The 23,227-nt window shown below is 51.1% G+C and carries 22 protein-coding genes; 11 read left to right on the top strand and 11 right to left on the bottom strand.

Annotated features, from left to right (window positions below; translation table 11 throughout):
• Positions 1–37: 37 nt before the first annotated feature.
• The 4 genes from AC2UZI_RS02570 (at position 38) to dhbA (ending at position 4,150) form a co-directional block, all read left to right on the top strand.
• Positions 38–1,438: a YncE family protein gene (locus AC2UZI_RS02570; RefSeq protein ID WP_486942262.1), complete on the top strand. Its 1,401-nt coding sequence runs from the start codon at positions 38–40 to the stop codon at positions 1,436–1,438.
• Between the two features lie 68 nt (positions 1,439–1,506).
• Positions 1,507–2,727 (top strand): isochorismate synthase, encoded by a 1,221-nt coding sequence (locus AC2UZI_RS02565; protein ID WP_486942261.1) that lies wholly within the window; start codon positions 1,507–1,509, stop codon positions 2,725–2,727.
• Positions 2,724–3,380 carry an isochorismatase family protein gene (locus tag AC2UZI_RS02560; protein WP_486942260.1) on the top strand — a complete coding sequence of 219 codons (657 nt, stop codon included), beginning with the start codon at positions 2,724–2,726 and terminating at the stop codon, positions 3,378–3,380. The genes AC2UZI_RS02565 and AC2UZI_RS02560 overlap by 4 nt, the downstream gene beginning before the upstream one ends.
• Positions 3,377–4,150, top strand: a complete 774-nt coding sequence (gene dhbA / locus AC2UZI_RS02555) for a 2,3-dihydro-2,3-dihydroxybenzoate dehydrogenase (protein WP_486942259.1) — start codon at positions 3,377–3,379, stop codon at positions 4,148–4,150. Before AC2UZI_RS02560 ends, dhbA begins: the two co-directional genes overlap by 4 nt.
• A gap of 28 nt (positions 4,151–4,178) precedes the next feature.
• Here the strand turns inward: dhbA and AC2UZI_RS02550 are convergent, their stop codons facing one another.
• The 6 genes from AC2UZI_RS02550 to apaG all read right to left on the bottom strand — a co-directional run bounded on the left by AC2UZI_RS02550 (position 4,179) and on the right by apaG (position 11,563).
• A complete protein-coding gene (locus tag AC2UZI_RS02550; RefSeq protein WP_486942258.1) occupies positions 4,179–5,846 on the bottom strand; it encodes an alpha/beta hydrolase-fold protein in 1,668 nt (555 codons plus the stop codon).
• A gap of 77 nt (positions 5,847–5,923) precedes the next feature.
• Positions 5,924–7,516, bottom strand: coding sequence for an EAL domain-containing protein (locus AC2UZI_RS02545; RefSeq protein ID WP_486942257.1), 1,593 nt, complete (start codon positions 7,514–7,516; stop codon positions 5,924–5,926).
• Positions 7,517–7,840: 324 nt separating this feature from the next.
• The gene (locus AC2UZI_RS02540; RefSeq protein WP_486942256.1) at positions 7,841–8,662 is read right to left on the bottom strand and encodes a DsbC family protein; all 822 of its coding nucleotides are present in this window, start codon (positions 8,660–8,662) and stop codon (positions 7,841–7,843) included.
• Between the two features lie 24 nt (positions 8,663–8,686).
• Entirely contained in the window at positions 8,687–9,877 is a 1,191-nt protein-coding gene (locus tag AC2UZI_RS02535) for an FAD-dependent monooxygenase (protein WP_486942255.1), read from the bottom strand.
• The gene (gene mltA, locus AC2UZI_RS02530; RefSeq protein ID WP_486942254.1) at positions 9,874–11,181 is read right to left on the bottom strand and encodes a murein transglycosylase A; all 1,308 of its coding nucleotides are present in this window, start codon (positions 11,179–11,181) and stop codon (positions 9,874–9,876) included. Before mltA ends, AC2UZI_RS02535 begins: the two co-directional genes overlap by 4 nt.
• A 7-nt stretch (positions 11,182–11,188) precedes the next feature.
• On the bottom strand, positions 11,189–11,563 hold the full coding sequence (gene apaG / locus AC2UZI_RS02525; protein ID WP_486942253.1) for a Co2+/Mg2+ efflux facilitator ApaG/CorD: 375 nt from the start codon (positions 11,561–11,563) through the stop codon (positions 11,189–11,191).
• Positions 11,564–11,687: 124 nt separating this feature from the next.
• Here apaG and rpe point away from each other — a divergent pair, with 124 nt between their 5' ends.
• Positions 11,688–12,392: a ribulose-phosphate 3-epimerase gene (gene rpe, locus AC2UZI_RS02520; RefSeq protein WP_486943697.1), complete on the top strand. Its 705-nt coding sequence runs from the start codon at positions 11,688–11,690 to the stop codon at positions 12,390–12,392.
• Positions 12,393–12,397: 5 nt separating this feature from the next.
• Here the strand turns inward: rpe and AC2UZI_RS02515 are convergent, their stop codons facing one another.
• Complete coding sequence (locus AC2UZI_RS02515; protein WP_486942252.1) at positions 12,398–14,203, bottom strand: GGDEF domain-containing protein; 1,806 nt, start codon at positions 14,201–14,203, stop codon at positions 12,398–12,400.
• 206 nt (positions 14,204–14,409) lie between these two features.
• Here AC2UZI_RS02515 and AC2UZI_RS02510 point away from each other — a divergent pair, with 206 nt between their 5' ends.
• From AC2UZI_RS02510 to AC2UZI_RS02485, 6 genes are all read left to right on the top strand, one after another.
• Positions 14,410–15,090 (top strand): phosphoglycolate phosphatase, encoded by a 681-nt coding sequence (locus AC2UZI_RS02510; RefSeq protein WP_486942251.1) that lies wholly within the window; start codon positions 14,410–14,412, stop codon positions 15,088–15,090.
• A gap of 246 nt (positions 15,091–15,336) precedes the next feature.
• Positions 15,337–16,854, top strand: a complete 1,518-nt coding sequence (gene trpE, locus AC2UZI_RS02505) for an anthranilate synthase component I (protein ID WP_486942250.1) — start codon at positions 15,337–15,339, stop codon at positions 16,852–16,854.
• A 54-nt stretch (positions 16,855–16,908) separates the two neighbouring features.
• Entirely contained in the window at positions 16,909–17,472 is a 564-nt protein-coding gene (locus tag AC2UZI_RS02500; RefSeq protein ID WP_486942249.1) for an anthranilate synthase component II, read from the top strand.
• Positions 17,473–17,496: 24 nt separating this feature from the next.
• On the top strand, positions 17,497–18,531 hold the full coding sequence (gene trpD / locus AC2UZI_RS02495) for an anthranilate phosphoribosyltransferase (protein WP_486942248.1): 1,035 nt from the start codon (positions 17,497–17,499) through the stop codon (positions 18,529–18,531).
• Positions 18,528–19,322 (top strand): indole-3-glycerol phosphate synthase TrpC, encoded by a 795-nt coding sequence (trpC, locus tag AC2UZI_RS02490; protein ID WP_486942247.1) that lies wholly within the window; start codon positions 18,528–18,530, stop codon positions 19,320–19,322. The genes trpD and trpC overlap by 4 nt, the downstream gene beginning before the upstream one ends.
• A gap of 108 nt (positions 19,323–19,430) precedes the next feature.
• Positions 19,431–20,165, top strand: coding sequence for a uracil-DNA glycosylase (locus tag AC2UZI_RS02485; protein WP_486943696.1), 735 nt, complete (start codon positions 19,431–19,433; stop codon positions 20,163–20,165).
• 52 nt (positions 20,166–20,217) lie between these two features.
• Here AC2UZI_RS02485 and lipA read toward each other — a convergent pair whose 3' ends face one another.
• From lipA to AC2UZI_RS02465, 4 genes are all read right to left on the bottom strand, one after another.
• Positions 20,218–21,222 (bottom strand): lipoyl synthase, encoded by a 1,005-nt coding sequence (lipA, locus tag AC2UZI_RS02480; RefSeq protein WP_486942246.1) that lies wholly within the window; start codon positions 21,220–21,222, stop codon positions 20,218–20,220.
• Positions 21,223–21,370: 148 nt separating this feature from the next.
• Entirely contained in the window at positions 21,371–22,048 is a 678-nt protein-coding gene (lipB, locus tag AC2UZI_RS02475) for a lipoyl(octanoyl) transferase LipB (RefSeq protein WP_486942245.1), read from the bottom strand.
• A gap of 19 nt (positions 22,049–22,067) precedes the next feature.
• Positions 22,068–22,337, bottom strand: a complete 270-nt coding sequence (locus tag AC2UZI_RS02470; protein ID WP_486942244.1) for a DUF493 family protein — start codon at positions 22,335–22,337, stop codon at positions 22,068–22,070.
• The gene (locus AC2UZI_RS02465) at positions 22,334–23,209 is read right to left on the bottom strand and encodes a D-amino acid aminotransferase (RefSeq protein WP_486942243.1); all 876 of its coding nucleotides are present in this window, start codon (positions 23,207–23,209) and stop codon (positions 22,334–22,336) included. The genes AC2UZI_RS02470 and AC2UZI_RS02465 overlap by 4 nt, the downstream gene beginning before the upstream one ends.
• Positions 23,210–23,227: the final 18 nt, after the last annotated feature.

Below are 23,227 nucleotides of genomic sequence, written 5' to 3'. Positions count from 1 at the left end.
GCTATTTACTGAGATTTTGTTTTCCTAAGGAGCAGTAATGCAAATCAATACTTTTTGCATTCGTAGTTCAAAGCTATTACAACGCACCACCCCATTGCTCGCCGCGTTATTACTCGGTTTCGGTGGTGTAAGTGCTGTCGCTAGCCCTGTTTTTGATCAACCTGAACTTGAATTTAAGGGCAGCGTATCAAGCCAAGGCATCGTGTTACCTGGCGGTGAGGCGCAGCTTCAAGGTCGCGGTTTCCGTCCTGGTCAAGAAATTCAATTACTACGCAGCGGCACGTCAATCGTTGATAACGACACCATCAAAGCCGATGAAAAAGGGGATTTTAAGCAAAGTGCATCCATCCCTGCTGATGCCGTCACTGGATTGCACCCTATTGTTGTGCAAACCGTTAACCCCTCATCGGCCTCGGTTTTTGAATTAAAGATCTCGCCGGATCTCGCCCATATGGGTGCCGAACAATTTGAAACCCACTCAGCGCCTATCACTCGTGGTTTATACCAAAGTGCTTACAGCCCTAAACACAACCGTCTCTACTTAAGTTCTTCAGTAGGACGTCCACCTGTTACCCAATCCGAAATTTTAAAAGTTGTACCAACGGATCTGAGTATTGAAGCCCGCGTTACCCCATCGCTTGACTCAAAGCGAGATGATGGACAGGTTCAAGCGGTATACGGCATTGCCGTTGACGATGCGAACGATACCATTTGGGTTACCAACACCCGCACAAACACCGTCGCGGTTTATCAACAAGACGACCTCAGCTTGGTTAAACAGTTCGAACACGGTGCGGTAACACATGCACGAGACGTCATCATCGACAGCAAAGCCAATCGTGCGTACGCCTCGCCCGTGGGCACAGGTGAAATTGCTGTTTTTGATACCCAGACACTAGAGCCATTACCTTCCATTCAATTACGTTCAGCGGGACGCGAAACCCCTAGCCCAATGAGCCTTGCCCTAGACAGCGACAACGCCAAGCTCTACACCGTTAGCATCAATACTAACGAAGCGTTTGTCATTGATCTTAAGAAACAAGAGCAAGAACAAGTGATAACGCTACCTCTGGCTCGCGGTGCAAGTGGTGTGGCCGTGGCGCCTAAGAAGAACGTGCTTTTTGTCGCGTCTCAGCGCAGCGATAACGTACTGCTTGTCGATCTAAAAACAGGCAAAACGCTGCATAACGTCAGCGTTGGCGCTGGCCCGCTCAACGTAATTTGGGACCAAAGCACACAACACGCCTACGTGGCTAGCAGAGCATCTGGTGACATTGCCGTGATCAATCTAAAGGGTGAGCTTGTCGCTAACCTTCAAGCGGGCAAACAACCCAACCACCTCAGCACAGACGGCAAAGGAAACCTATATCTGGTGCACAAAGCCCTTAATGCTGAACCGTCAACTGACGATTTATTAACCCATATCCAGCGTAAATAACGCCTTAGGCCTGCCTCGATAGCATTGGGGCAGGCCACTCTGAAACTCTTGTCAACACCATGCTATCTATGCCTGAAATTTCTGCACCCTCACACGCTATTAGCGCTCCGGGCCCTGCGTTGAGCGAATGGCTAAAAGCCTACACCGCTCGTAGCAGTGCCTTCACGTCACCCACACGGTCGATTATGGCTCAGGGGCAACGCTTATTGCTGCGCGCCTCGAATGCCGATGGACAGCTACCCGCTAAGGCTAAGCAGTTATTAAAGAGCGCGAAAGCCGAACAACTACCCGAGCTTTATCTGGGTGTTTTACCCTTTAACACCAATAAGCCCGCTTATCTCTTTGTCCCCGACTCGGTAAGCACTTACCACTCGCTGCATCTTTCTACTACCACACCCCCACCTACCGCCTACACGCAAGCTACCTTGGCGCCTCACCCCTCAGCGCGTGAGTTCGAACAGCTTGTTGAACAAACACTACCAGCGCTGGACGATAAGCCGCTTAATAAAATCGTGTTAGCACGCACCATGAAAGTGCAACTGAAAGCCGCATTGCAGCGACGTCAGCTACTTGAGAACCTGATCCGCTTGAACCCCAAGGGGTATAGCTTTGGTATCAACCTAGAAGATGAGCACGATGACAATGCCTGCTTTTTTGGTGCCAGCCCCGAACTACTAGTGCGCCGCGAAAACCATGAGGTAAGTGTTAACCCACTGGCCGGCACAGCCGCCCGTGCCATCGACCCGATTGAAGACGAGCGCATCGGCCAAAGACTGCTCGCGTCCCAAAAAGACCGCCACGAACACGCCATTGTGATCAATATGGTCGTCAACGCGTTACGCCCTTTCTGCTCAGAGCTTCATGTACCCGATGGTCCCTCTTTAGTTAAAACAGCGACCCTCTGGCACCTATCCACCCCCATACGAGGCCGCTTAAAGGCGCCCTATGCTTGCTCGTTAGAGTTAGCGCTAGCCATGCACCCAACACCAGCCGTGTGCGGTTCGCCCACCTTAGCGGCTCGTACGCTGATCGAAAACACAGAGCCTTTTAATCGCGAATACTTTGCTGGCGCGGCCGGTTGGTGTGACGCCAATGGCGATGGCGAATGGGCGGTAGCGATTCGTTGCGGCCAGTATGAAAAACAACAAATAAAACTTTACGCCGGAGCGGGCATCGTCTCAGCCTCACAACCTCAAAGCGAGCGCTTAGAGACTGGAAATAAACTGCGCACCATGCTCAATGCTTTGGCTATAGATCCCCAATTAATCGAACACGGAATTCAACAATGAGTATCCCTACCCTACCTTCTTACCCCATGCCCACAGGGCCCGTCGCCAATCGTGTGAACTGGCAACTTGAGCCCTCTCGTGCCGTATTGTTAATACACGATATGCAGCACTTCTTTTTGAATAAATTTGATGTTAATGCAGAGCCTATCCCCACGCTCGTTGCTAATATTCAAGCCATTAAGGCCACCTGCGCGGCGGCAGGCATACCTGTTGTTTACACCGCGCAACCCACCGAGCAATCCCCTGAAAACCGCGGATTGCTAACCGACTTCTGGGGCCCCGGCTTAAGCGACCCCAACGCCCTCGCCGAGCAAGCTGTCATCCCTGAATTAGCAGCCAACGAAAACGATATCGTACAAACCAAATGGCGTTACAGTGCCTTCTTCCGAGCACCGTTAGAAGAGCAGATGAAAGCGTGGGGCCGAGATCAGCTTATTGTTACGGGAATCTACGCCCATATTGGGTGCATGACGACCGCTCTGGTCGCGTTCATGAACGATATTCAGGCATTTTTAGTGCAGGATGCCGTGGCTGATTTTAGTGCAGAGGATCACGCCATGGCCGTGCGCTATGTGTCACAGCGTTGCGGCGTCAGCCTAAACAGAAACGAGCTCGAAGCTCAACTTTCTAACTCAGGAGCCCATACGTCATGAGCGCCGATTTTAAACAAAACACCGTTGTGGTTACCGGTGCAGGCAGCGGTATCGCATTTGCCATTACACAGCAATTACTCGCCCTAGGTGCCCAAGTCGCAGCCATGGATCTGGACGTGTCGGCACTGGACGAGCTCTCAACCCAATACGGCGCACAACTGTTAGCCTTACAAGCCGATGTAAGTGACCTTAACGCCGTTGAACACGCCATCAATACGGCATTACAGCAGTTTGGCCGCATCGATAAGTTGGTGTGCGGCGCAGGACGCTTACAAATGGGTTCGGTCGTTGAGTTAAACCCTGAGCAGTGGGCCAATACCTTCGCTACCAATACCACGGGGGTATTCAACCTGTGCCATGTCGTGTCTAAACACATGATTGCGCAAAGAAAAGGTGCCATCGTGAACATCAGCTCAAATGCGGCCACCGCACCGCGTTCCGGCATGGCCGCCTACGCCGCCTCCAAAGCTGCTGTCACGCAATTATCACGATGCTTAGGGCTTGAGCTAGCCCCGTACGGAATACGCGTGAACATTGTATCGCCGGGTTCGACGGACACCGCCATGCAACGCGCCATGTGGGAACAAGGTAGCTCTAAAGAGACCGTCATTCAAGGCTCTCTTGCTCAATACCGCTTGGGCATCCCTTTACAAAAAATCGCCACACCCGATGACATTGCACAAACCGTGATTTTTCTGTTGTCTGACCAAGCCAACCACGTCACCATGCACGACTTACGAGTCGACGGCGGCGCTACCTTAGATCAATAGCGCCCCGACACGCGCACGACTTTTCGTGTTATTGCTGCGCGCACTGCTTATCGCTGAAGTGCTGTAAGCCCTGCGCCAGCAAGCGCTGCCAACTGTAATAATCGTGGCCGCCGTAATAATGCTCGAAATGCACGTCATAACCTTTCTGAACAAGCGCTTGATGAAAATGCTGATTGCTGCTTAGCAAACTGGGCCGCCCAGGGCGCCCCCCTTCATACTCACCCGCGCTTAAGAAAAACCGCAACGGCAAGGTGTCTGAGTTTAAAACACTACGCGTGCTCCATTCTGAAGGCTCTCCCTCAGGGCTCCACCAGTACGAACCCGAAAGGCTAATCACCTTGGCTATGGCCTGTGGATAACGTTGTGCAACGTAACTAGCCGCTAAGCCACCAAAGCTAGAACCCGCTACCATCGCGCCCTCAGCAGGAGCCTGAAGGCCATGCGAGGCCGCGTAAGGCAATAATTCATTGACGATGAAATCGGCAAACTTCGGGTTAGGGGGCAACTCACGCGAACGCGTTTCCACACTGGGGTTACCCACCAAAATCATATCTGTAGCACCAATGCAGCCCGCCGCTTCTAAGGTTTCTACAAGCGCTGGCGCATTCACCCGACCTGCGTAAGCCCCCATGTCAAACAAAATAAGCAACTGACGCTGCGTATCGGGCGAGGGAGAGTAATACAGCGCCACTTCGCGCTCGTTGCCCAAGGCCGCACTGTGTAGCTGATGAAAATCCAGACGGCCTTGTAAGGTCGCCCTATTAATCTCAAACCTAGGTGGTGCCTTAGCTAAGTGCAGCACAGAGGAGCGTCGCGAAAGGTCGGCATTTGGCGCTACGCTTTCAGGAAAATAAAAATGACTTAAGGGGTCTGCCTGTGCCGTTGCCTGCACCAAACGTCGATTTACCGTAGCGCTTGCCTCTGGAATCAGTGGCACGTCCGGTGCCATTTGATAGCTAAGTTCCGTTTGGTCCGACACAATAAAAGTTGCGTACCACACATCACTGTCCGCCAAACGCTGCATCCACACAATGTCAGACGTCGGCCCGCCCAGTAAGCGCACATTTCGATGTTCGCCCCTCCACAGAAAAGTCACCCGCTTCTGCGTTTCAGAGTGGGGCTCGATCAAGGGCGTGCGTTCTTGCTGCATCGCTTTCCAAAACGCTACTGTGTTTCCACCTTGCTCTAGGGATTGTGACAAAGCGATTAAGGTCGGGCTGGTAAGTTTGGAATATGGGTCAGTACCTGCTTGGGCCAACACGACAGACGCAATATGACGCGCGCTACTGTCTACATCCAAGCCCTCTAAGCCCGTAGCACGCAACTGGTACACACCTGTCTGCGGCGCTAAAAACCGAAAGGCACCTTCGCCATAATCACCGATCTTAAGGTCGCGCTTAAGGTGAGAAGATCCTTCAATGTACAGGGTAGAACGCAAAGGCCCCTGCCACGTACCACTCAATAACTCTTCTTTCTGCAGATGCACCACGCGGTACTGTTCGCGTACCGCCTCCTCTGCTGAAACAGGCAGCGCCATCCATAATAAAACCCCTAAACCACCCAAATAACGCCGCATACATAGCCCAGTTAAGCGCACCACATCGTTTTCACCACAGGCCGCAAACACGGCAACAAACAACGTGGACACGAAAATAACAAAGCCCATATCATAGCCCCAAACGATAATGAGAACCATTAATAATTACAGTTGGTTGCGTCACACTGAATAACAGTGGTTTGTCCTCAAAACGGGGGTCTAGTGCGACTGCTCAGTTACAGCGTGGTTGCCTTCAAGCCACTTGCCATGGCAAGCAGCAAGCCGTCTCGCGATAGCGGTAGAGCGATAAAATCACCGTGCAAATAGTCGGCACCCACATCGATAAGTTCCGCTCTGTCTGCGGCAGACGAAACGCCGGTAATCACCGTTTTTATACCTAAACCTGCACACAGTTTACATGTCATGGTAATTAGCGATTTAAGCTGAGCGCGCGATAACGCTTGATCATGCGCGTCATAAGAAAGCCGCACACCACGAATTTCCCATTGCTCAAGATAAGACAGGTTCTCGGCCGTGCCCACATACTTATCTAACCATACAGGGACCCGTATCGCCGCGAAGTCATGCAACATGGTTTGGGTAGTCAGATGGTTAACGTCAACCTCGTAACCCATCACCGCCAGCTCTAAACGACCATCGTTTAACCCCAGTGCTAAGGTTTTCTGTATTAGCGAAGGGTAATTTCGCTCTAACACTCGCAAGGGTATGGATAACGTCACCGACATCCGAAGACTGTAATCAGAGGCCCAACTGGCCAGCTCACTAGCCAATAGCTCAAAAGCGCAATCGTACAACCACGACAAGGCTGCCGTATCCAAATGCCGTAGCTCGGCATCAGTAAGCCGCACTAAATCGCCTTTTTTCTGACGCCAATAAATCAACACGTCTACCCCATCTTGTACTCCAGTGTTGGCATTGATCTTTGCCTGAAACATCAATGCCAACGCATCAAGTTGCAAGGTAGCGCGTTGATGATAACGATCCATAATTTCAGTAGTTAGGCGCACGCTAGAACTGAACTCATCATTACGCTCAGAAGCCTCAAACTCATTTTTAACGGTAAGCGGCTGATGCGGCGCACTTCCAATCAGCTCACCAGCAAAGCTATAGCCCCAACCATGCACAGACTTAATGGGCAAATCGGCCCCTGCCTGCTTCGCTTTACGTCGTAGACGACTAATGAGCGAGTCCACCGCCCGGCTGTTCTGCGTAGCGCTGATCTTACTTGCCATTAACTGATCTCGACTTACGCCATTATCTGAATGGTGATGCAATAACTCAATAAAGAATTTCTCGCCGTAGGTCAGCTTCATTTCCACCCCTTCTGGCGATACAAGGGTCCAGCCGTTGTCACGTAAAAACCAGCGGGGAAGTTTTGGTTCTTTCGGTGCCGTGTCACTAACAGACGCCACCAGCGGTGTCACCGACAAATGGTCGGCACGACGCTGCTGAGCCCGTTGTATGGCAATGAGCTCAGCCCCTGTGCTTTGCACAGGAAGACACACATCGGCGCCAGCCATCAAAAGCTCTGCTCGCCTTACTGGCGTCTCAAGGTTGCTGGCCGCCACAATGCCACTGTAGGGCACAAGCGCCCTTAACTCAGTAATCACCTGCGCAAGATGCTGAGGATCCGTGTGCACGAACACGATGTCAGCTCGGTTATCAATGCTTCTAACCACTGACCTTAACTCTGAAGGGTCACTGGAACTTAACTTGGTTTGAACGCCCAAGTTATTAAGCTCCTCAATCAAGGCGTGGCATCGTGCAGCAAGGTCAAATACAACCACAAGCTGCTTTGCATATTTCATTCTGCTCTGCCTTCTCTAAACGTAACAGTGTTGCAACATTTATCCGTAACACACATGTGTTAGCGTATCTTTTATTTTCAACACAGTTCGCGCGAAGGCAAAGTTAAAAAGCGTAAAGACCCCATTTTTAAACGGTTTATTATCCAATCCTAACAATTGAAACAATAATATTTCTTAAAAATGGGAAAAAGAGACTAAAAATGTCGAGACGCAATATCTAGCCATGTTTCTTTTGCTTACAAACTAGGTGTTTTAGTTGGTTCCACGCACCGAGATTTACCCCAGCGCGCAAAAACAAACAGAAGTTTTCCGTTTATTGCCGGATTAAGGCTGGATACTGTCGAGTTTTAGCTCAAGCTGTTCGGCTGGCAACCATCCACCCACACGTGTACCATCACTAAAAATAATGGCTGGTGTTCCTTCAATGCCCAAACTCATCCCAAACTGTAGCGTCTGTTCGATGGGGTTTTCGCATGTCATCGGCGTAGGTTCTATTCCAGCTAACATCCAGTCTTGCCACGCTTGCGAGGGGTTCTCAGCGCACCAAATACTCTCGGCTTTAACCAACGAGTCAGGACTAAGTATCGGAAACATCAACGAATAAACGGTGACGTTATCAATTTCAGATAGGCTTTCGTGCAACCGCTTACAGTAAATACAGTTGGGGTCTTCAAACACGGCAATTTGACGGCTACCATCACCTTTCACATAAGGTATGGCCTTATCAAGGGGCAAGCTGGAAAAATCAACACGGTTGATGGCCTCCAAACGTTGAGCCGTTAAATCGGTACGCGTTGCCACGTCAACAAGAGCGCCCTGTAAGACAAAGCTGACTTCTTCATTCACATACAGGACATCATTGGCAATTCGAATTTCAAACAAGCCTTGAAACGGGGTCGATGTGACACCATCTACCTTCACCCCCTGAAAACCCGTTTCAAATTTCTCACGAATCGCCTCAAAACGCTGAAGGTCTTTAGTACTAATCACCTCTGCTGGCTCATCAGATGGCGTCACCGTAGAGGTTATTTTGGCTGACGGCTCAGCAGCTTGCGTTGTTTGTACTGACTGCGCTAACAAACTGCTGCCACTTAGGTAAAAAGCAGTCATCAGGCTCAAGGCCCACATCGTAGGTTTACACTTCATATTTGCTCCAGCCCTACGATGCGCTTAATCGCGATCGCGAGGACGAATTCCAGCGGCATTTGCAATGAATTGACGCTTCAAAAATGGGACATGATTCAACACGGTCATCCCTGTGTTGCGTAACCACACAGCGGGCAACGACGGAGATACAAATAAACGGTGCAAGCTATCGGTCACAAAGCTCATTGACGCAATCGGCTCGGCCCGTGCTCGACGATATCGCTCTAGTACACGCAGGTCGCCCACACCTGCATGTTTGGGTTTGGCTACCAAGGTACGAATAAGTTCATCCACATCACCCAACCCTAAATTTAACCCTTGCCCAGCAAGCGGGTGGATACGATGCGCTGCATCGCTAACCAATGCGACCCCCTGACTAACCATTCCCGACTTATCCAGACTTAAGGGAAAGGCATGCAACGATGAGCGCACCGTTAGCTTACCCAAACGGTCGGCCGTAACGGCCTGAAGCCACACTGACAACCGCTGGGCCTGTTCTGTTGGCTCAAGCGCCATCATCTCTGATATGAGTTCGTCAGGGCCGGACCACACCATCGACACCTGCGGCCCTTGCGCCGTATCTGGTAAGGGAAGCAGCGCCACGATTGAATCGCCCGTAAACCATTGCATCGCCACGCCTTGGTGAGCCAGTTCTGCATTCAAATGGGTCACCATGCCACTGTCACCATAAGCCTTATGTTGATGACTAATCCCGGCCTGAGTGCGAACCTTCGAGTTTGCGCCATCCGCCCCCACGAGCAAATCGGCCTTTAGTGACTGCCCACTTTTAGTGGTCACGACATTGGCGTCACGAGAAGCAAAATGGTCATCAAGCCAAGGAACACCGTAAACCTTCAGTGCTTGGCGCAATACGCGTTCGATTTCTCCAGACTCGACAATCCACGTAAGGGTGTGTCGCGCATCTTGCCAAGCCTCCAGTTGCAAGTGCCCTCCTCCATCACCATACAGCTCCATGGCGGATACGGGCGTTAAGCGACGCTGCTCCATTAAATCCCACACGCCCAATTCGGCTAGGAACTGCTGGCTGGCTGCCGAAATGGCATAAACACGGGGGTGGTAGCGATCGGCTTCAGGTGGGGCACGGTGCGTATCAGGCGCTAGCACCCTGACGTCAAAGGCACGACGTGCCAACCCCAACGCACACGCCATACCGGCAATACCGCCCCCACACACTACTATGCTTTGCGCTTTCATCGTGCTGTTGGTGCTCCTGCTGCCTTGGGCCATAACACCCACATCTGTCCGTTTTGTTTCATACGACCTGCATTCGCGCCTGCCTCATCACCCGTACCCCAATAATAATCAGTACGCGCGGCACCTTTAATCGCTGCACCAGTGTCTTGAGCAAACACGACGCGTTGCAACGGTTTTTGTGAGGCAGGGTAATGCGTGGATAAAAATACCGGAGACCCTAAGGGCACAAAGGTGGGATCCACAGCAATCGCTCGTTCTGCGATTAAAGGAATGCTGTAAGCCCCTTTAGGGCCAAGCAAAGGGTCCACAATTTTCTCTTCACGGAAAAACACCATTGCCGTGTTCACATTTAGCATTTCTTGCACGCGGCCAGGATTACGCTTTGCCCAAGCCTTAATGTTTTGCATTGACGTTTGCGCTAAGGGCATTTCCCCAGTTTTGGCCAGCCACTGACCAATCGACGCATAAGGGTGCCCATTATGGTCATCGTAAGCCAGCCTTACTGCCGAACCATTTGGCAAGACAGCGCGCCCTGACCCTTGTATTTGTAAAAAGAAAGCCTCGACGGGATCGGCTGCCCAGACGATCGCTTTAGGCTGTCGCTGTGTATTGGCGGCGATCTCAGCCCGGGTGTCATAAGGCACCACACGTGTACCGTCTAATTTGCCTCGAATCCGCTTGCCCGCTAACTCGGGATAGATGGTGCCCAAATCGATGGTTAACAAATCAGACGGCGTTGCATATAAGGGCCACTGGTATTCGCCATCCTTACGCGTTGACGCTTTAATAAGGGGTTCGTAATACCCCGTCACGGTATTCGAGGCAGGCTTACCTGCGGCGTCTAACACACGCCATGGCTGTAAATGCTCTTGAAAAAACTGCCGAACAAAGGCCGTACTCGCCCCTGTTTCAGACTGCCCACTGCGTACGGCAGCCTCACACACGCCATGCCATGCTCGGGGCGCTGCACGTGCGGGCATGGTTAGCGAACCACTGACCGGGCGCATTAAGCCTTTGCAATTGTTCAGAAAACCCTTCCAAACATGCTGTAAATCATCATTTTTCCAGCCAGGCAACGTGGACCAATTAACCGCCTGATACTTTGCTGCCAGTGCACGAGAGGGTGTCTCTACAAGCTCGGCTAACGCCGGTATCTTCAAGGGCTTTAGGGCAATATCATCCGCAACGGCGCTGGGCTTTGCATCAGAGGAAGACACAACGCCATCCGAATCAATACTGACGGTAGAACACGCCGCCAACAGCACAACAAAAGGACTTAAGCTGAGAAATCGTTTTAGGCTCATAAAAATCTCAATGCAAAGTTCGAGGAATCGCCAACACAAACTCAGTAATTGGCACATCAAAAGCCAGGCCGTCTTCGCTTACACAATGGTAGGAGCCTCGCATGGTTCCTACCGGCGTCGGTAACGGGCAGCCACTGGTGTACTCAAAGCTTTGCCCCGGCCCTAATAACGGCTGCTTACCCACAATACCCAAACCACGCACTTCTTGCGTTTTCTGATCACCGTCTGTAATGACCCAATGCCGGCTAATAATTTGTGCTGATTTTGCACCATTATTCGTAATTCGTACCGTATAAGCAAAAATATACTGATGATGTCCGGGTTCGGATTGCTCAGGTAGGTACTGAGGCGTTACAGTCACCACAATGTCTTCAGGCTTCATGATTGAATGGCCCTTATATAAAATACATTCATTTGTCGCAGACACCCTCTGCGCGAAATAGGCTGTAATGATGACACACTTGTACCCGCTCAGTCATAACTCACCTTACTCGTTAATTAATTCCATGTCTCACAAACAAGCTGCCCGCATCGCACCCAGTATTTTATCCGCCGACTTCGCTCAACTGGGCGACGAAGTTAAGAATGTCGTGAACGCCGGTGCAGACTGGATTCACTTCGATGTTATGGACAACCATTACGTCCCTAACTTAACATTTGGCCCAATGATTTGCAGCGCTTTACGCCCTCACACTGAAGCGCCCATTGACGTGCATCTGATGGTCGAGTCACCAGACAGTTTAATCCAGCCTTTCGCTAAAGCCGGTGCGAACTGGCTTAGTTTTCATCCTGACTCTACCCCTCACGTAGACCGCACCCTTTCGCTAATTCGTGATCAAGGCTGTAAGGCGGGCTTAGTGTTTAACCCCGCCATGCCATTAGAGTGGATGGACCACGTTATGGATAAACTAGACTTAGTCTTACTGATGTCTGTGAACCCAGGGTTTGGCGGTCAAAAATTTATTCCTCATAGTTTAGAAAAACTACGCGCCGCACGACAGAAAATCGACCGCTGGGTTGAAAATGGCGGTCAACCCATTCGATTACAGATTGATGGCGGCGTTAATGTGGATAATATTGGCGCCATTCGCGCCGCGGGTGCGGATGCTTTTGTAGCAGGCTCGGCGATTTTTAATCAGCCAGATTACAAAACCGTCATCGATACCATGCGCCACGAAATCGCCAAGGCCGATAACGCCGAATCGGCTTAATACGGTTACGATTTACTCAAAAGAAAACCCTCAGCCGCCTCGCTAGGTTGGGCCTCTAGGGGCTTACTGCGATCAATAAAGAGCGAGTTACTGGATAACTGTTTGGCTCGGCTTTTAGCCGCTGAGGCCATTTCTGCTATTAACCCCCCTGAGTACAGGTGCTCGGGGTGCACATGCAAAACACCTAGCGACAGGCTAATCAGCGGATGAAACTCTCGAACCAGTTGGCGATTTTCGGTAACGTAACCCCCCTGTTCAAGATGCTCTGAACGATAGACATGGCGAAAAGCCAAGGGCAACTTTTCAAGAATGCGTCGACAGCGGGATTCCCAGTCTGAACTGCGGAAAATAATAATGAAGTCATCACCCCCCACATGCCCCACAAAATCCAACTCGGGCTCGCTGTGCTCAAGAAATAGCGCGGCCGTCAATTGAATGACTTCGTCACCTTTGCGGTAACCGTATAAATCGTTAAAGGGTTTGAAATGGTCGAGATCACCATAGCAGACGGCAAAGGGTTGCTGCCCCCCCAGCAGCAAATCAATGTGCTCATTGATGGGCACATTGCCGGGCAACTGCGTCAGCGGATTGGCATAACGGGCCGCTCGCAACTGCAACTGCGAAATCTCGCGCATTAATTCAAAGCTGGACCCTACACCCAAATATTGCCCATCATGGGTGATGATGAAACCGTCGGTCATGTAATGGGCTGGTCCGTCAGCAATTAATTGACTGAGGTCATGCAAACTTGTATTTCGATCGACAATTAAAGGGCTATACCCGAGCATATCGATGCACGGACGGTTTCCGTATAGCTCTCGATGAAAAGGACGAGCCAAACGATCAAACAGCTTGTCGCGACGCAACAAGCCCACGGGCAGCCCCGAACGTAATATCACCAGTGCGTCAAGATCAGTGTCTTTTTGGAAACGATCGTACACCACGTTGGTCGCTGTGGCCTCGGAAACCGCAGGTGCCTTATGTAGCAACCTCCGCACTGTCACTGGTTGATTCATCTGCGTCAACGGGCCGCTAAGCGACGCACCAAACGGACTTTTGAATACAGGTAAAAGGGATTCACGCAGCTCAAGGGGCGGATATTGCTGTGGCGTCGCTAAGTAATAGCCTTGGCCATAGGCCACCCCCAAACGGCGCAACTCGATCAGCTCGCTGGCGGTTTCAATGCCCTCTGCAATTACCATGGTTTGCGCTTGCCGCGCGATTTCACAAATCGAACGCACAAACTGCAACTTAAGCGGATCTGAGCCAATACCGCTAACAAAATACTTATCTATTTTTACGTAATCGGGTCGTAGCTCTGACCATAAGATTAAGCTAGAGAACGCATCACCAAGATCATCAATCGCCAACTGCACGCCAAGTGCTCGGTAGTCATGTGCGGCGCAGCGAAGCCCTTGGTAGTCATCAATGGCATCACCCTCGGTAAGCTCAATGACAATATCGGTAGTATCGTTACCATGGATAAGCGTCATTAAGTCGGAGGTATTAGTAACGCTGTCGCTTTCACGGCGCAATAAGCAGGGGCTTGAGTTTAAAAACAGCTTACCGGGTAGGGCCAGATCGCGAAAACGCTGGGCATGGACTTCGCAACATAAACGCTCAAGCTCGTGCGTTTTTTCATGCTCTTTGGCTGTAGCGAATAACGCCAACGGAGAGTGGAAAGCGGAGTTTTCAGGGCCTCGAATCAACCCCTCGTAACCTAAAATCCCACCTGTGCGTAAATCGACAATAGGTTGAAACAGCGACGTTAACGCTTTATTTTGTAATATCTCTTCAAAATCAGTGAGCATGTTACACCTTAAGCACCGTTATACGTCTGATGATTTTGTCGTCTCAAAAAAGGATATTTTTAACATCGAATCCTACTGCCATTAACAAATTCTATCAATTTCGCAACAAAAACAATCGATCAATGTGAGCAGGCGATAGCCGCTTCTTTCAGTTTTATACTTTACAATTCTTATCTTCACACTTTCTTTTCACGGGACATGTAACGATGCGCTACAAGGCAGTATTGCTCGACCTGGACGGCACCTTGGTAAACTCTATCCCTGATATCGCTGACGCCACGAATGCCATGCTGGAAGCCTTAGGTTACGAAAGGCTTTCGTTAACAATTATTACAAGCTTTGTGGGAAAAGGCACAGACGTTTTAGTCCAACGCGCCTTACGCTACAGCAATGCGAGTGTTACAGAAAACAGTAACGAATATCAACAAGCTCGCGCTTTATTTGCGCAGCACTACGAACGCCTTAATGGTGAAAAAAGCACTGTTTACAGCGACGTCTTTAACGGTTTATCGGCCTTTAAGGCCATGGGCTGCCAACTTGCTGTGGTCACCAATAAACCCATCGGTTTTACCATCCCACTTCTGAATAAACTTCAGCTCGCCTCTTACTTTGATGAGATCATTGGTGGAGACACCACCGCCGAGAAAAAACCACACCCGCTGCCTTTCTACTACGCGTGTGAGCAACTGAATGTCGACCCTAAAGACGCACTAGTCATTGGCGACTCGGCCAACGACGCTTTGGCCGCACGGGCCGCCAAGATTGACGTACTGCTTGTACCTTACGGCTACACCGAAGGAATAGACGTGCAAACTTTAGATGCTGATGGTATAGTTGATTCCATTGCCCAAGCGGCAAGGTGGGCGTTAAACTCGCCCTCACTGTAAATATTCTTACTGTTGTTAGACATTATGTTTGCTACCCACACACACGTTTTTATTACTGGCGCTTATTGGCGCTGGTGGCGTTTGTGTTCCGGGTAGCCTACTCGCTGTCTCGGTGTGGTTGTTAGCGTATATACGCGGTAGTTACAACTTCACCCTCTCAGAAAATAGCCCGGAACTTATCAGTTAGCCGGGCTTTTTTTATTTCTGTCCCGGCTTTTGCTCAACCGCATACTTACAGGCCTCTCCATGACAGAAATCGAATTCCAAGCACTCGCAGCAGAAGGGTTTAATCGTATACCTCTGATTGCGGAAACGTATGCCGATTTGGATACCCCTCTCTCTATCTACTTAAAGCTTGCGCACAATGGGCCTGAAGGCGGACGTAACACGTGCCTACTTGAATCCGTCGTTGGCGGAGAACGTTTCGGTCGATACTCGTTCATCGGCTTGCCTGCCAAAACCGTCATTCGTGCAACGGGCAACCTTACCGAAGTCGTACACAAAGGCGAAGTCATCGAGACCCACGAGGGCGACCCCTTGGCGTTTATCGACGAATACAAAGCACGTTTTAACGTCGCCCTGCGCCCCGGTATGCCTCGCTTTGCAGGCGGGCTGGCGGGCTACTTTGGCTACGACACCGTCCGCCATATCGAACCCTCGCTGGGCGCGCCCACCAAACCGTTTCCCGCTGGATACGGCAGCACACCAGACATTATGTTGTTGCACATCGACGAGCTAGTGATTGTGGACAACTTGGCAGGCCGTACGTACTTAATTGTCTACGCTGACCCCAACGTTGCTGAAAGCTACAACCGAGCACGTCGCCGTCTAAAAGAACTGCGTGAGAAACTGCGTACTCCGGTTGTTATTCCTTACGCCTATGCCAGCCTAGAGACCAGCGAGCGTCGCGACTTTGATAAGGCGGACTACCTTGAAGCCGTCAAACAAGCCAAACAATACATCACCGACGGTGAAGTCATGCAAGTCCAGGTCGGACAGGTCATCACGAAGCCTTTCCGAGACTCACCGCTATCGTTGTATCGCGCCTTACGCTCATTAAACCCATCCCCTTACATGTATTTCTGGAACTTCGATGACTTTCAAGTCGTTGGTTCCTCACCCGAAATTTTGGTGCGCCAAGAAAAAGAGCTGGTGGACGGTGACTACAAGCAAATCGCCACGATTCGCCCCTTAGCCGGTACCCGCAAACGTGGCGCAACACCTGAGGAAGACAAGCAACTTGCAGAAGACTTGCTCGCCGACCCCAAAGAGCGCGCCGAGCACGTCATGCTGATTGATCTCGCCCGCAACGACATTGGACGTATCGCGAAAGGTGGTACGGTGAAAGTCACAGACACCATGTCTATCGAGCGTTACTCCCACGTACAGCATTTGGTGTCTAACGTATGCGGTGAAGTTGCTGAAGACCTCTCTACGCTTGACGTATTACGGGCCGCCTTCCCCGCAGGCACCTTAACTGGAGCCCCAAAGGTGCGAGCCATGGAAATTATCGACGAGCTCGAACCCGTACGACGCGGAATTTACGGTGGTGCGGCAGGCTACTTAAGTTACAGCGGCGAGATGGACCTTGCCATCGCCATACGCACCGGTGTAATTAAAGACGGCATGTTATATGTGCAAGCCGCAGCTGGCATTGTGGCCGACTCTAACCCCGAAGCAGAGTGGCAAGAGACCGAAGCCAAAGCGCGAGCCTTATTACGCGCAGCAGAACAAGTGCAATTTGGTTTAGACGAGCCTATCTAAGCGTGCTCCATTGTTACGTACAACGCGTTATTTAATTTACTGTTTAGGTGCCCTATGCTGCTAATGCTTGATAATTACGACTCGTTTACCTATAACCTCGTGCAGTACTTCAACGAGCTAGGGATAGAAGTCGCTGTTCACCGCAACGATCAAATCACCATTGAAGCGATTGAAGCGTTGAACCCAACGCGTATTTGCGTCTCACCGGGGCCCAGCACCCCGGCTAATGCCGGCATTTCCATTCCGCTGATCCGTCACTTCGCGGGCAAACTACCCATTTTAGGCGTGTGCTTAGGGCATCAGGCCATCGGCGAGGCCTTCGGTGGAAAAATCGTGCACGCCAAACAAATCATGCACGGTAAAGTCTCCAGCATTACACATCAAAATACGGATGTTTTTGCTAATCTTCCTTCACCCTTTAACGTCACCCGCTACCATTCATTGGCCATAGAGCGGGAAAGCCTACCTGACTGTTTAGAAATCACAGCGCAAACTGATGATGGTGAAATTATGGGTGTGCGGCATAAGGACCACGCTATTAGCGGCGTTCAGTTCCACCCAGAATCCGTTCTTAGTGAGCATGGTCACGCACTACTCAAGAACTTCTTAACCATCTAAACCCACAAACGCTTAAGGACCATCATGACCCCCATCACTCCTACCGAGGCACTCGTACGTTGTATCGAACATCGTGAAATCTTCCACGATGAAATGCTGCACCTAATGCGCATGTTGATGCGCGGTGAAATGTCCCCACAAATCGCCGCCGCACTGCTAATGGGCTTACGCGTAAAAAAAGAAACCATTGGTGAAATTGCTGCAGCCGCCGAAGTCATGCGCGAGTTCTCGGTGCCCGTACACACCCCCGATGCGGCTAACCTGCTCGACATGTGTGGTACAGGTGGAGACGGCAGCAACACCTTTAATATTTCTACGGCGTCCATGTTTGTTGCCGCTGCAGCCGGAGCCAAAGTCGCTAAGCACGGCGGGCGCAGCGCCTCATCGTCATCGGGCAGTGCTGATGTACTTGAATACTTAGGCGTTAACTTGGATTTCAGCCCCGAACAAGTTGCCGAATGCATTGAAGCCACTGGCATTGGCTTTATGTTCGCCCCCGCCCATCACGGTGCCATGAAAAACGTCGCTGCAGTACGCAAAGAGCTGGGTGTAAGAACACTTTTCAACATTTTGGGGCCACTGACTAATCCCGCCAACGCTGGCAACCAACTCATGGGCGTTTTCCATGCCGATCTAGTGGGCATTCAAGTCCGTGCCATGCAGCGCTTAGGCGCCCGACACGTGCTCGTCGTGCATGGCCGTGATGGCATGGACGAAGCCTCTACCGGCGCCGCCACCTTAGTTGGTGAGTTAAAAGACGATAAAATCAGCGAATACGAGATCCACCCCGAAGACTACAACATTCCGATGAGCTCTAACCGCAGCATTCGGGTCGACTCCCCAGAAGAGTCCGCCAAGCTCATCAAGGAAGCGCTTAGCAACACACCCGGCACAGCCCGTGATATCGTTGGATTCAACGCCGGTCTGGCCATTTACACGGCTAACAAAGCCTCCAGCATCGACGAAGGTCTAGCCATGTCCTTTGAGGCCTTGGCATCTGGCGCTGCTAGGGCCAAATTAGATGAATTCTGCACTTACACACGGAAGTTAACGTCATGAACGATATACTCGCTCGAATCTTAGAGACTAAAAAAGCGGAGGTTGCCACCGCACGGCAGCTACGCAGCGAGTCAGAACTACTACGCGAAGCAAAAAACCGCAAAGATGTACGGGGTTTCGCCCGCGCGTTAAACGATAAAAACGCAAACGGTTTATCAGCGGTCATCGCTGAAATTAAAAAAGCCTCACCGTCTAAAGGCATCATTCGTGAGGACTTCAACCCCAGTGACATCGCCGCATCCTATGCCGCCCATGGTGCCGCCTGCTTATCGGTATTAACCGATGTACAGTATTTTCAAGGCACCTACGATCATTTACGTCAGGCCCGAGCCGCTTGCTCTCTGCCCGTGTTACGTAAAGATTTTATGATCGACCCCTATCAAATCATTCATGCTCGTGCCATGGGCGCCGACTGCGTATTACTGATCGTGGCCGCACTTGAGCTTCAACAACTGCGTGAATTTGAGTCGCTAGCCTTAGAACTAGGAATGGATGTGTTAGTTGAGGTGCATGGCCGCGACGAGCTCGATACAGCCTTACAACTGCAAACCAGCTTACTAGGCATCAACAACCGCGACTTACGCAGCTTTGAAGTCTCACTTGATAACACCTTGTCACTGCTAGACGAGGTTCCTGACGATAAGCTGGTCATCACGGAAAGCGGTATTTTGACTCGCGCCGACGTCGATACCATGCGCGCCAACAACGTCAATGCCTTCTTGGTGGGCGAAGCGTTTATGCGTCAACCGAATCCCGGCGTCGCGTTGGAAGAGATCTTCTTTAGTGCCTAAGGGCCCGTTTGCAAGCGAAAACGTGATAAGCCCAGTCGGCCTTCACGTCTCGCTGCGTTGATGATAGACACAATGAGCGCACCGAATCACTCTCAGCAACTTACGTTGATGGATACTCGTCCTCAAAACTGCTTAGAAGCCAGCTTAATGGCTCACGCTCAGGGGCTTCCCTCAAGCTGGCAAAAAGCCTTGTCCAGCCCAGAGACCCAGCGTTCGCTTGAGCTATTAAATCATTGGCTTGAGCAGCAACGGAAAGCCGCATCCCTTATTTACCCTAAACATCCGTTTAAGGCGCTAGAGCTCGTCGCTCCGCACGAGGTGAAGGTCATTATCTTAGGGCAAGACCCGTATCACGGTCCCGAACAGGCGCAAGGCTTATCGTTCTCTGTTCCAGACACCGTGCGCTGCCCACCCAGCTTGCGCAATATTTTCAAAGAGCTTGCCCTTGAATACCCTGAGTCAGCGCCTGCGTCGAGTCATGACTTAAGCCATTGGGCAGCTCAAGGTGTGCTGTTACTGAACACGTCATTGACGGTAGAGCATGCCAAAGCGGGTTCGCATGCCGGCAAAGGTTGGGAAGCCATTACTGACGCCCTACTACGCCATCTGTTTAACTACCCCACACCTAAAGTATTTCTGCTGTGGGGCGCTCATGCCCAAGCCAAACAAAAACTGATGGATGCAAGCCAGCCTTGCGGGCCAATCTTAACGCTGCGATCCAATCACCCCTCGCCGTTGGCCGCCACCAAAGCCCCCATACCTTTTATCGGTAACGGCCACTTCAAGACCACGAACGACTGGCTGCAACATCACGACCAAACGCCGATCACGTGGCTACGATAGCCCATAAAAAAACCGCGAATAAACGCGGTTTTTTATGCTGAACCAGCTACATTTAAGAAGCCAGCGCGGCTGCCTCGGCTTGCTTATCAGCATGGTAAGACGAACGTACCATGGCGCCGACAGCAGCGTGCGTAAAGCCCATTTCGTAAGCTGCCTTCTCTAAGGCTTTAAACTGATCAGGCGTGACGTAACGCAACACGGGTAAGTGATGCTCTGAAGGTTGCAAATACTGCCCAATGGTCAACATATCAACGTTATGCTCTCGCAAGTCGCGCATGACCTCGAGTATTTCCTCGTCAGTTTCGCCTAATCCCACCATGAGTCCCGACTTAGTCGGAACCTCGGGGCGTAATTTTTTAAAATCAGACAATAACTTTAGCGAGTGCTGATAATCAGCGCCTGGACGAGCCTGTTTGTACAAACGGGGCACAGTTTCCAAATTGTGGTTCATGACATCGGGTGGTGTTTCACCCATGATATCCAGCGCCTTATCAAGACGTCCGCGGAAATCAGGTACCAAGACTTCGATGGATGTACTCGGCGACGCACTACGAATTTCGTTAATACACTCGGCAAAGTGCGCGGCCCCTCCGTCGCGTAGGTCGTCACGGTCTACCGAGGTGACCACCACGTAGGATAAACGCATTTTCCCAATCGCGGCGGCAAGGTTACGCGGCTCGTCTTGATCAAGAGGATCAGGGCGCCCGTGCCCTACATCACAGAAGGGGCAACGACGCGTACACTTCTCGCCCATGATCATGAACGTGGCCGTACCGTTGCCGAAACACTCGCCAATGTTCGGGCACGATGCCTCTTCACAGACACTAAACAAATTGCTTTCGCGCAAAATGCGCTTAATGTCATGAAATTTGGAGTTCGGCGCCGCGGCTTTGACACGTATCCACTCTGGTTTTTTTAGGCGCTCGGCCTGTACCACCTTAATAGGAATACGCGATGTCTTGGCTTGAGCCGTTTGCTTCGCCGACGCATTGTAAGTTTCATCACGAGGACGAACCGTTGGTTTGCGTTGTTCAGGGGTATTAACGATAGAGGTCATAAGTACAAAACCAGCAGCCAAACCTGTTGGCAAAATTAGAATTCAATAATAATTGTACGGCCGCAGGCCCCTTAAGGGCTAGGGCCTGTTTATTATTGACAGTATTCACTGAGGTAATAAGACACGACTTATTGCCCTCAATATCCTATTACACCACAGCGATAGATGCTTGGCGTTGTGTTAACTCTCGCTCTAGCTTCTGCGAAACAAGCTCGCCCACTTGTTCTACCGTGACCTCAACACCACAGTGTCGTAGGTCCGTGGTTTCTAGGCCTTGATAACCGCATGGGTTAATTCCCGCAAAAGGGGCCAAATCCATATCAACATTTAACGACAAGCCGTGATAGCACCGACCTTGTCGCACCTTAATACCTAAGGCCGCAATTTTTACCAGCTCGTCTGCACCACGCGCTAAACCTTTAACGGCGCTGGCCGGCACATACACCCCCGGAGCGCCGACTTTAGTGCAGGCGGATGGCAGCCCCAAGTCGGTTAAGACCTCGATGACAACACCCTCGAGCAGCGCAACGTACTCTTTGACATACAGGCCTAATCGCCGAAGATCCAGCAAACAATAGGCCACAAGCTGCCCTGGCCCATGGTAGGTTACCTGCCCGCCCCGGTCCGTTTTAACAAGAGGAATGCCGTTAGCGTTCAATACATGCTCGGCCAAACCCGCCTGCCCCAAAGTGTAGACCGGAGGGTGCTCAAGTAACCAGATTTCATCATGACTGTCGTACGTGCGATGGTCAGTGTAATCACTCATGGCCTGCCAAACCGATTGATAATCGACAAGGCCTGCTAAACGACGTACTTGAATACTCATGTTTGGGCTATCTGTCTACTTAAAGAACAATGGATACCAAGGGGTGAGCATGCAAGGCCTTATACAGGTTATCAAGCTGCTCACGCGAGGTCGCCGTGACCCTAAACGTCAACCCCATGTAGTTGCCTGCCTTACTAGGACGAAACTCTATCCCGCTTGGGTCAAGAGTGGGATCGTATTGCAGCACAACCTCGGTTAATACCTCGGCTAGCTCAGGCACGGCCTTTCCCATCACTTTGATGGGAAACTCACTAGGGTATTCAATTAATGAATCTTCAGGACTAATCACTGTTCGTCTCCTAGCTCACGAATTAACTCATCGTAACCAGCGCGTAGTTTTTCATAAACAGGACCCGGCTTACCTGTACCCACAGCGTTGTCATTAAAGCGAACGATGGGCAGTACTTCTTTTGTGGCCGAACTTAGCATCAGTTCGTCCGCCGTATTGACCTCATCTTCAGAGATGGGCCGTGACTCGAACGCAATATCGGCTTTGGCGGCTAACTCTTCAAGTAGACGATAGCGTACCCCTTCTAAAATAAGGTGGTTACGTTGTGGCGCCAACAACACCCCGTTTCGTACCACCCAAATATTGCAGGAAGCACCTTCTGTCAAAAAGCCATTTCTGAACTGAATGACTTCGTCTACCCCGTGCTCTACCGCCACTTGTTTGGCTAGAACGTTACCCAATAGCGATACCGATTTAATATCGCACTTCAACCAACGTATGTCGTCCAGCCTAACTGCCGTCAGACCGGTAGTACGCGCTTCGTTGGGGCGTTCAAAGGGGTTCACCATACAAAACACGGTCGGTTTGGTATTGGCCGGAAACGCATGGTCGCGCTTAGCCACGCCACGTGTGACTTGGATATAAACCATGCAGTCACGACCACGACCCGAACGCGCTAGCATATCAAGCACCAAATCTTCCCACTCTTGGCGTGACCAGCCCACCTCAAGCTGTACCGCGGCCAAATTGCGCTCTAGACGGGCTAAGTGGGCATCCATCAAGAACGCTTTACCGTGATAGGCTGGCACCACATCATAAATGCCGTCGCCATAGACGAAGCCTCGGTCTAGCACCGAGATTTTCGCATCGGCGAGACGCACATAGTCGCCATTCAAATACACTACATTATCGGGATCTACGCCTGTAATCATGCTTCATCTCGTCTCAGT

It is taken from the genome of Paenalcaligenes sp. DL 463 (assembly GCF_057475185.1).
This window is presented reverse-complemented; position numbering and strand designations above follow the sequence as displayed.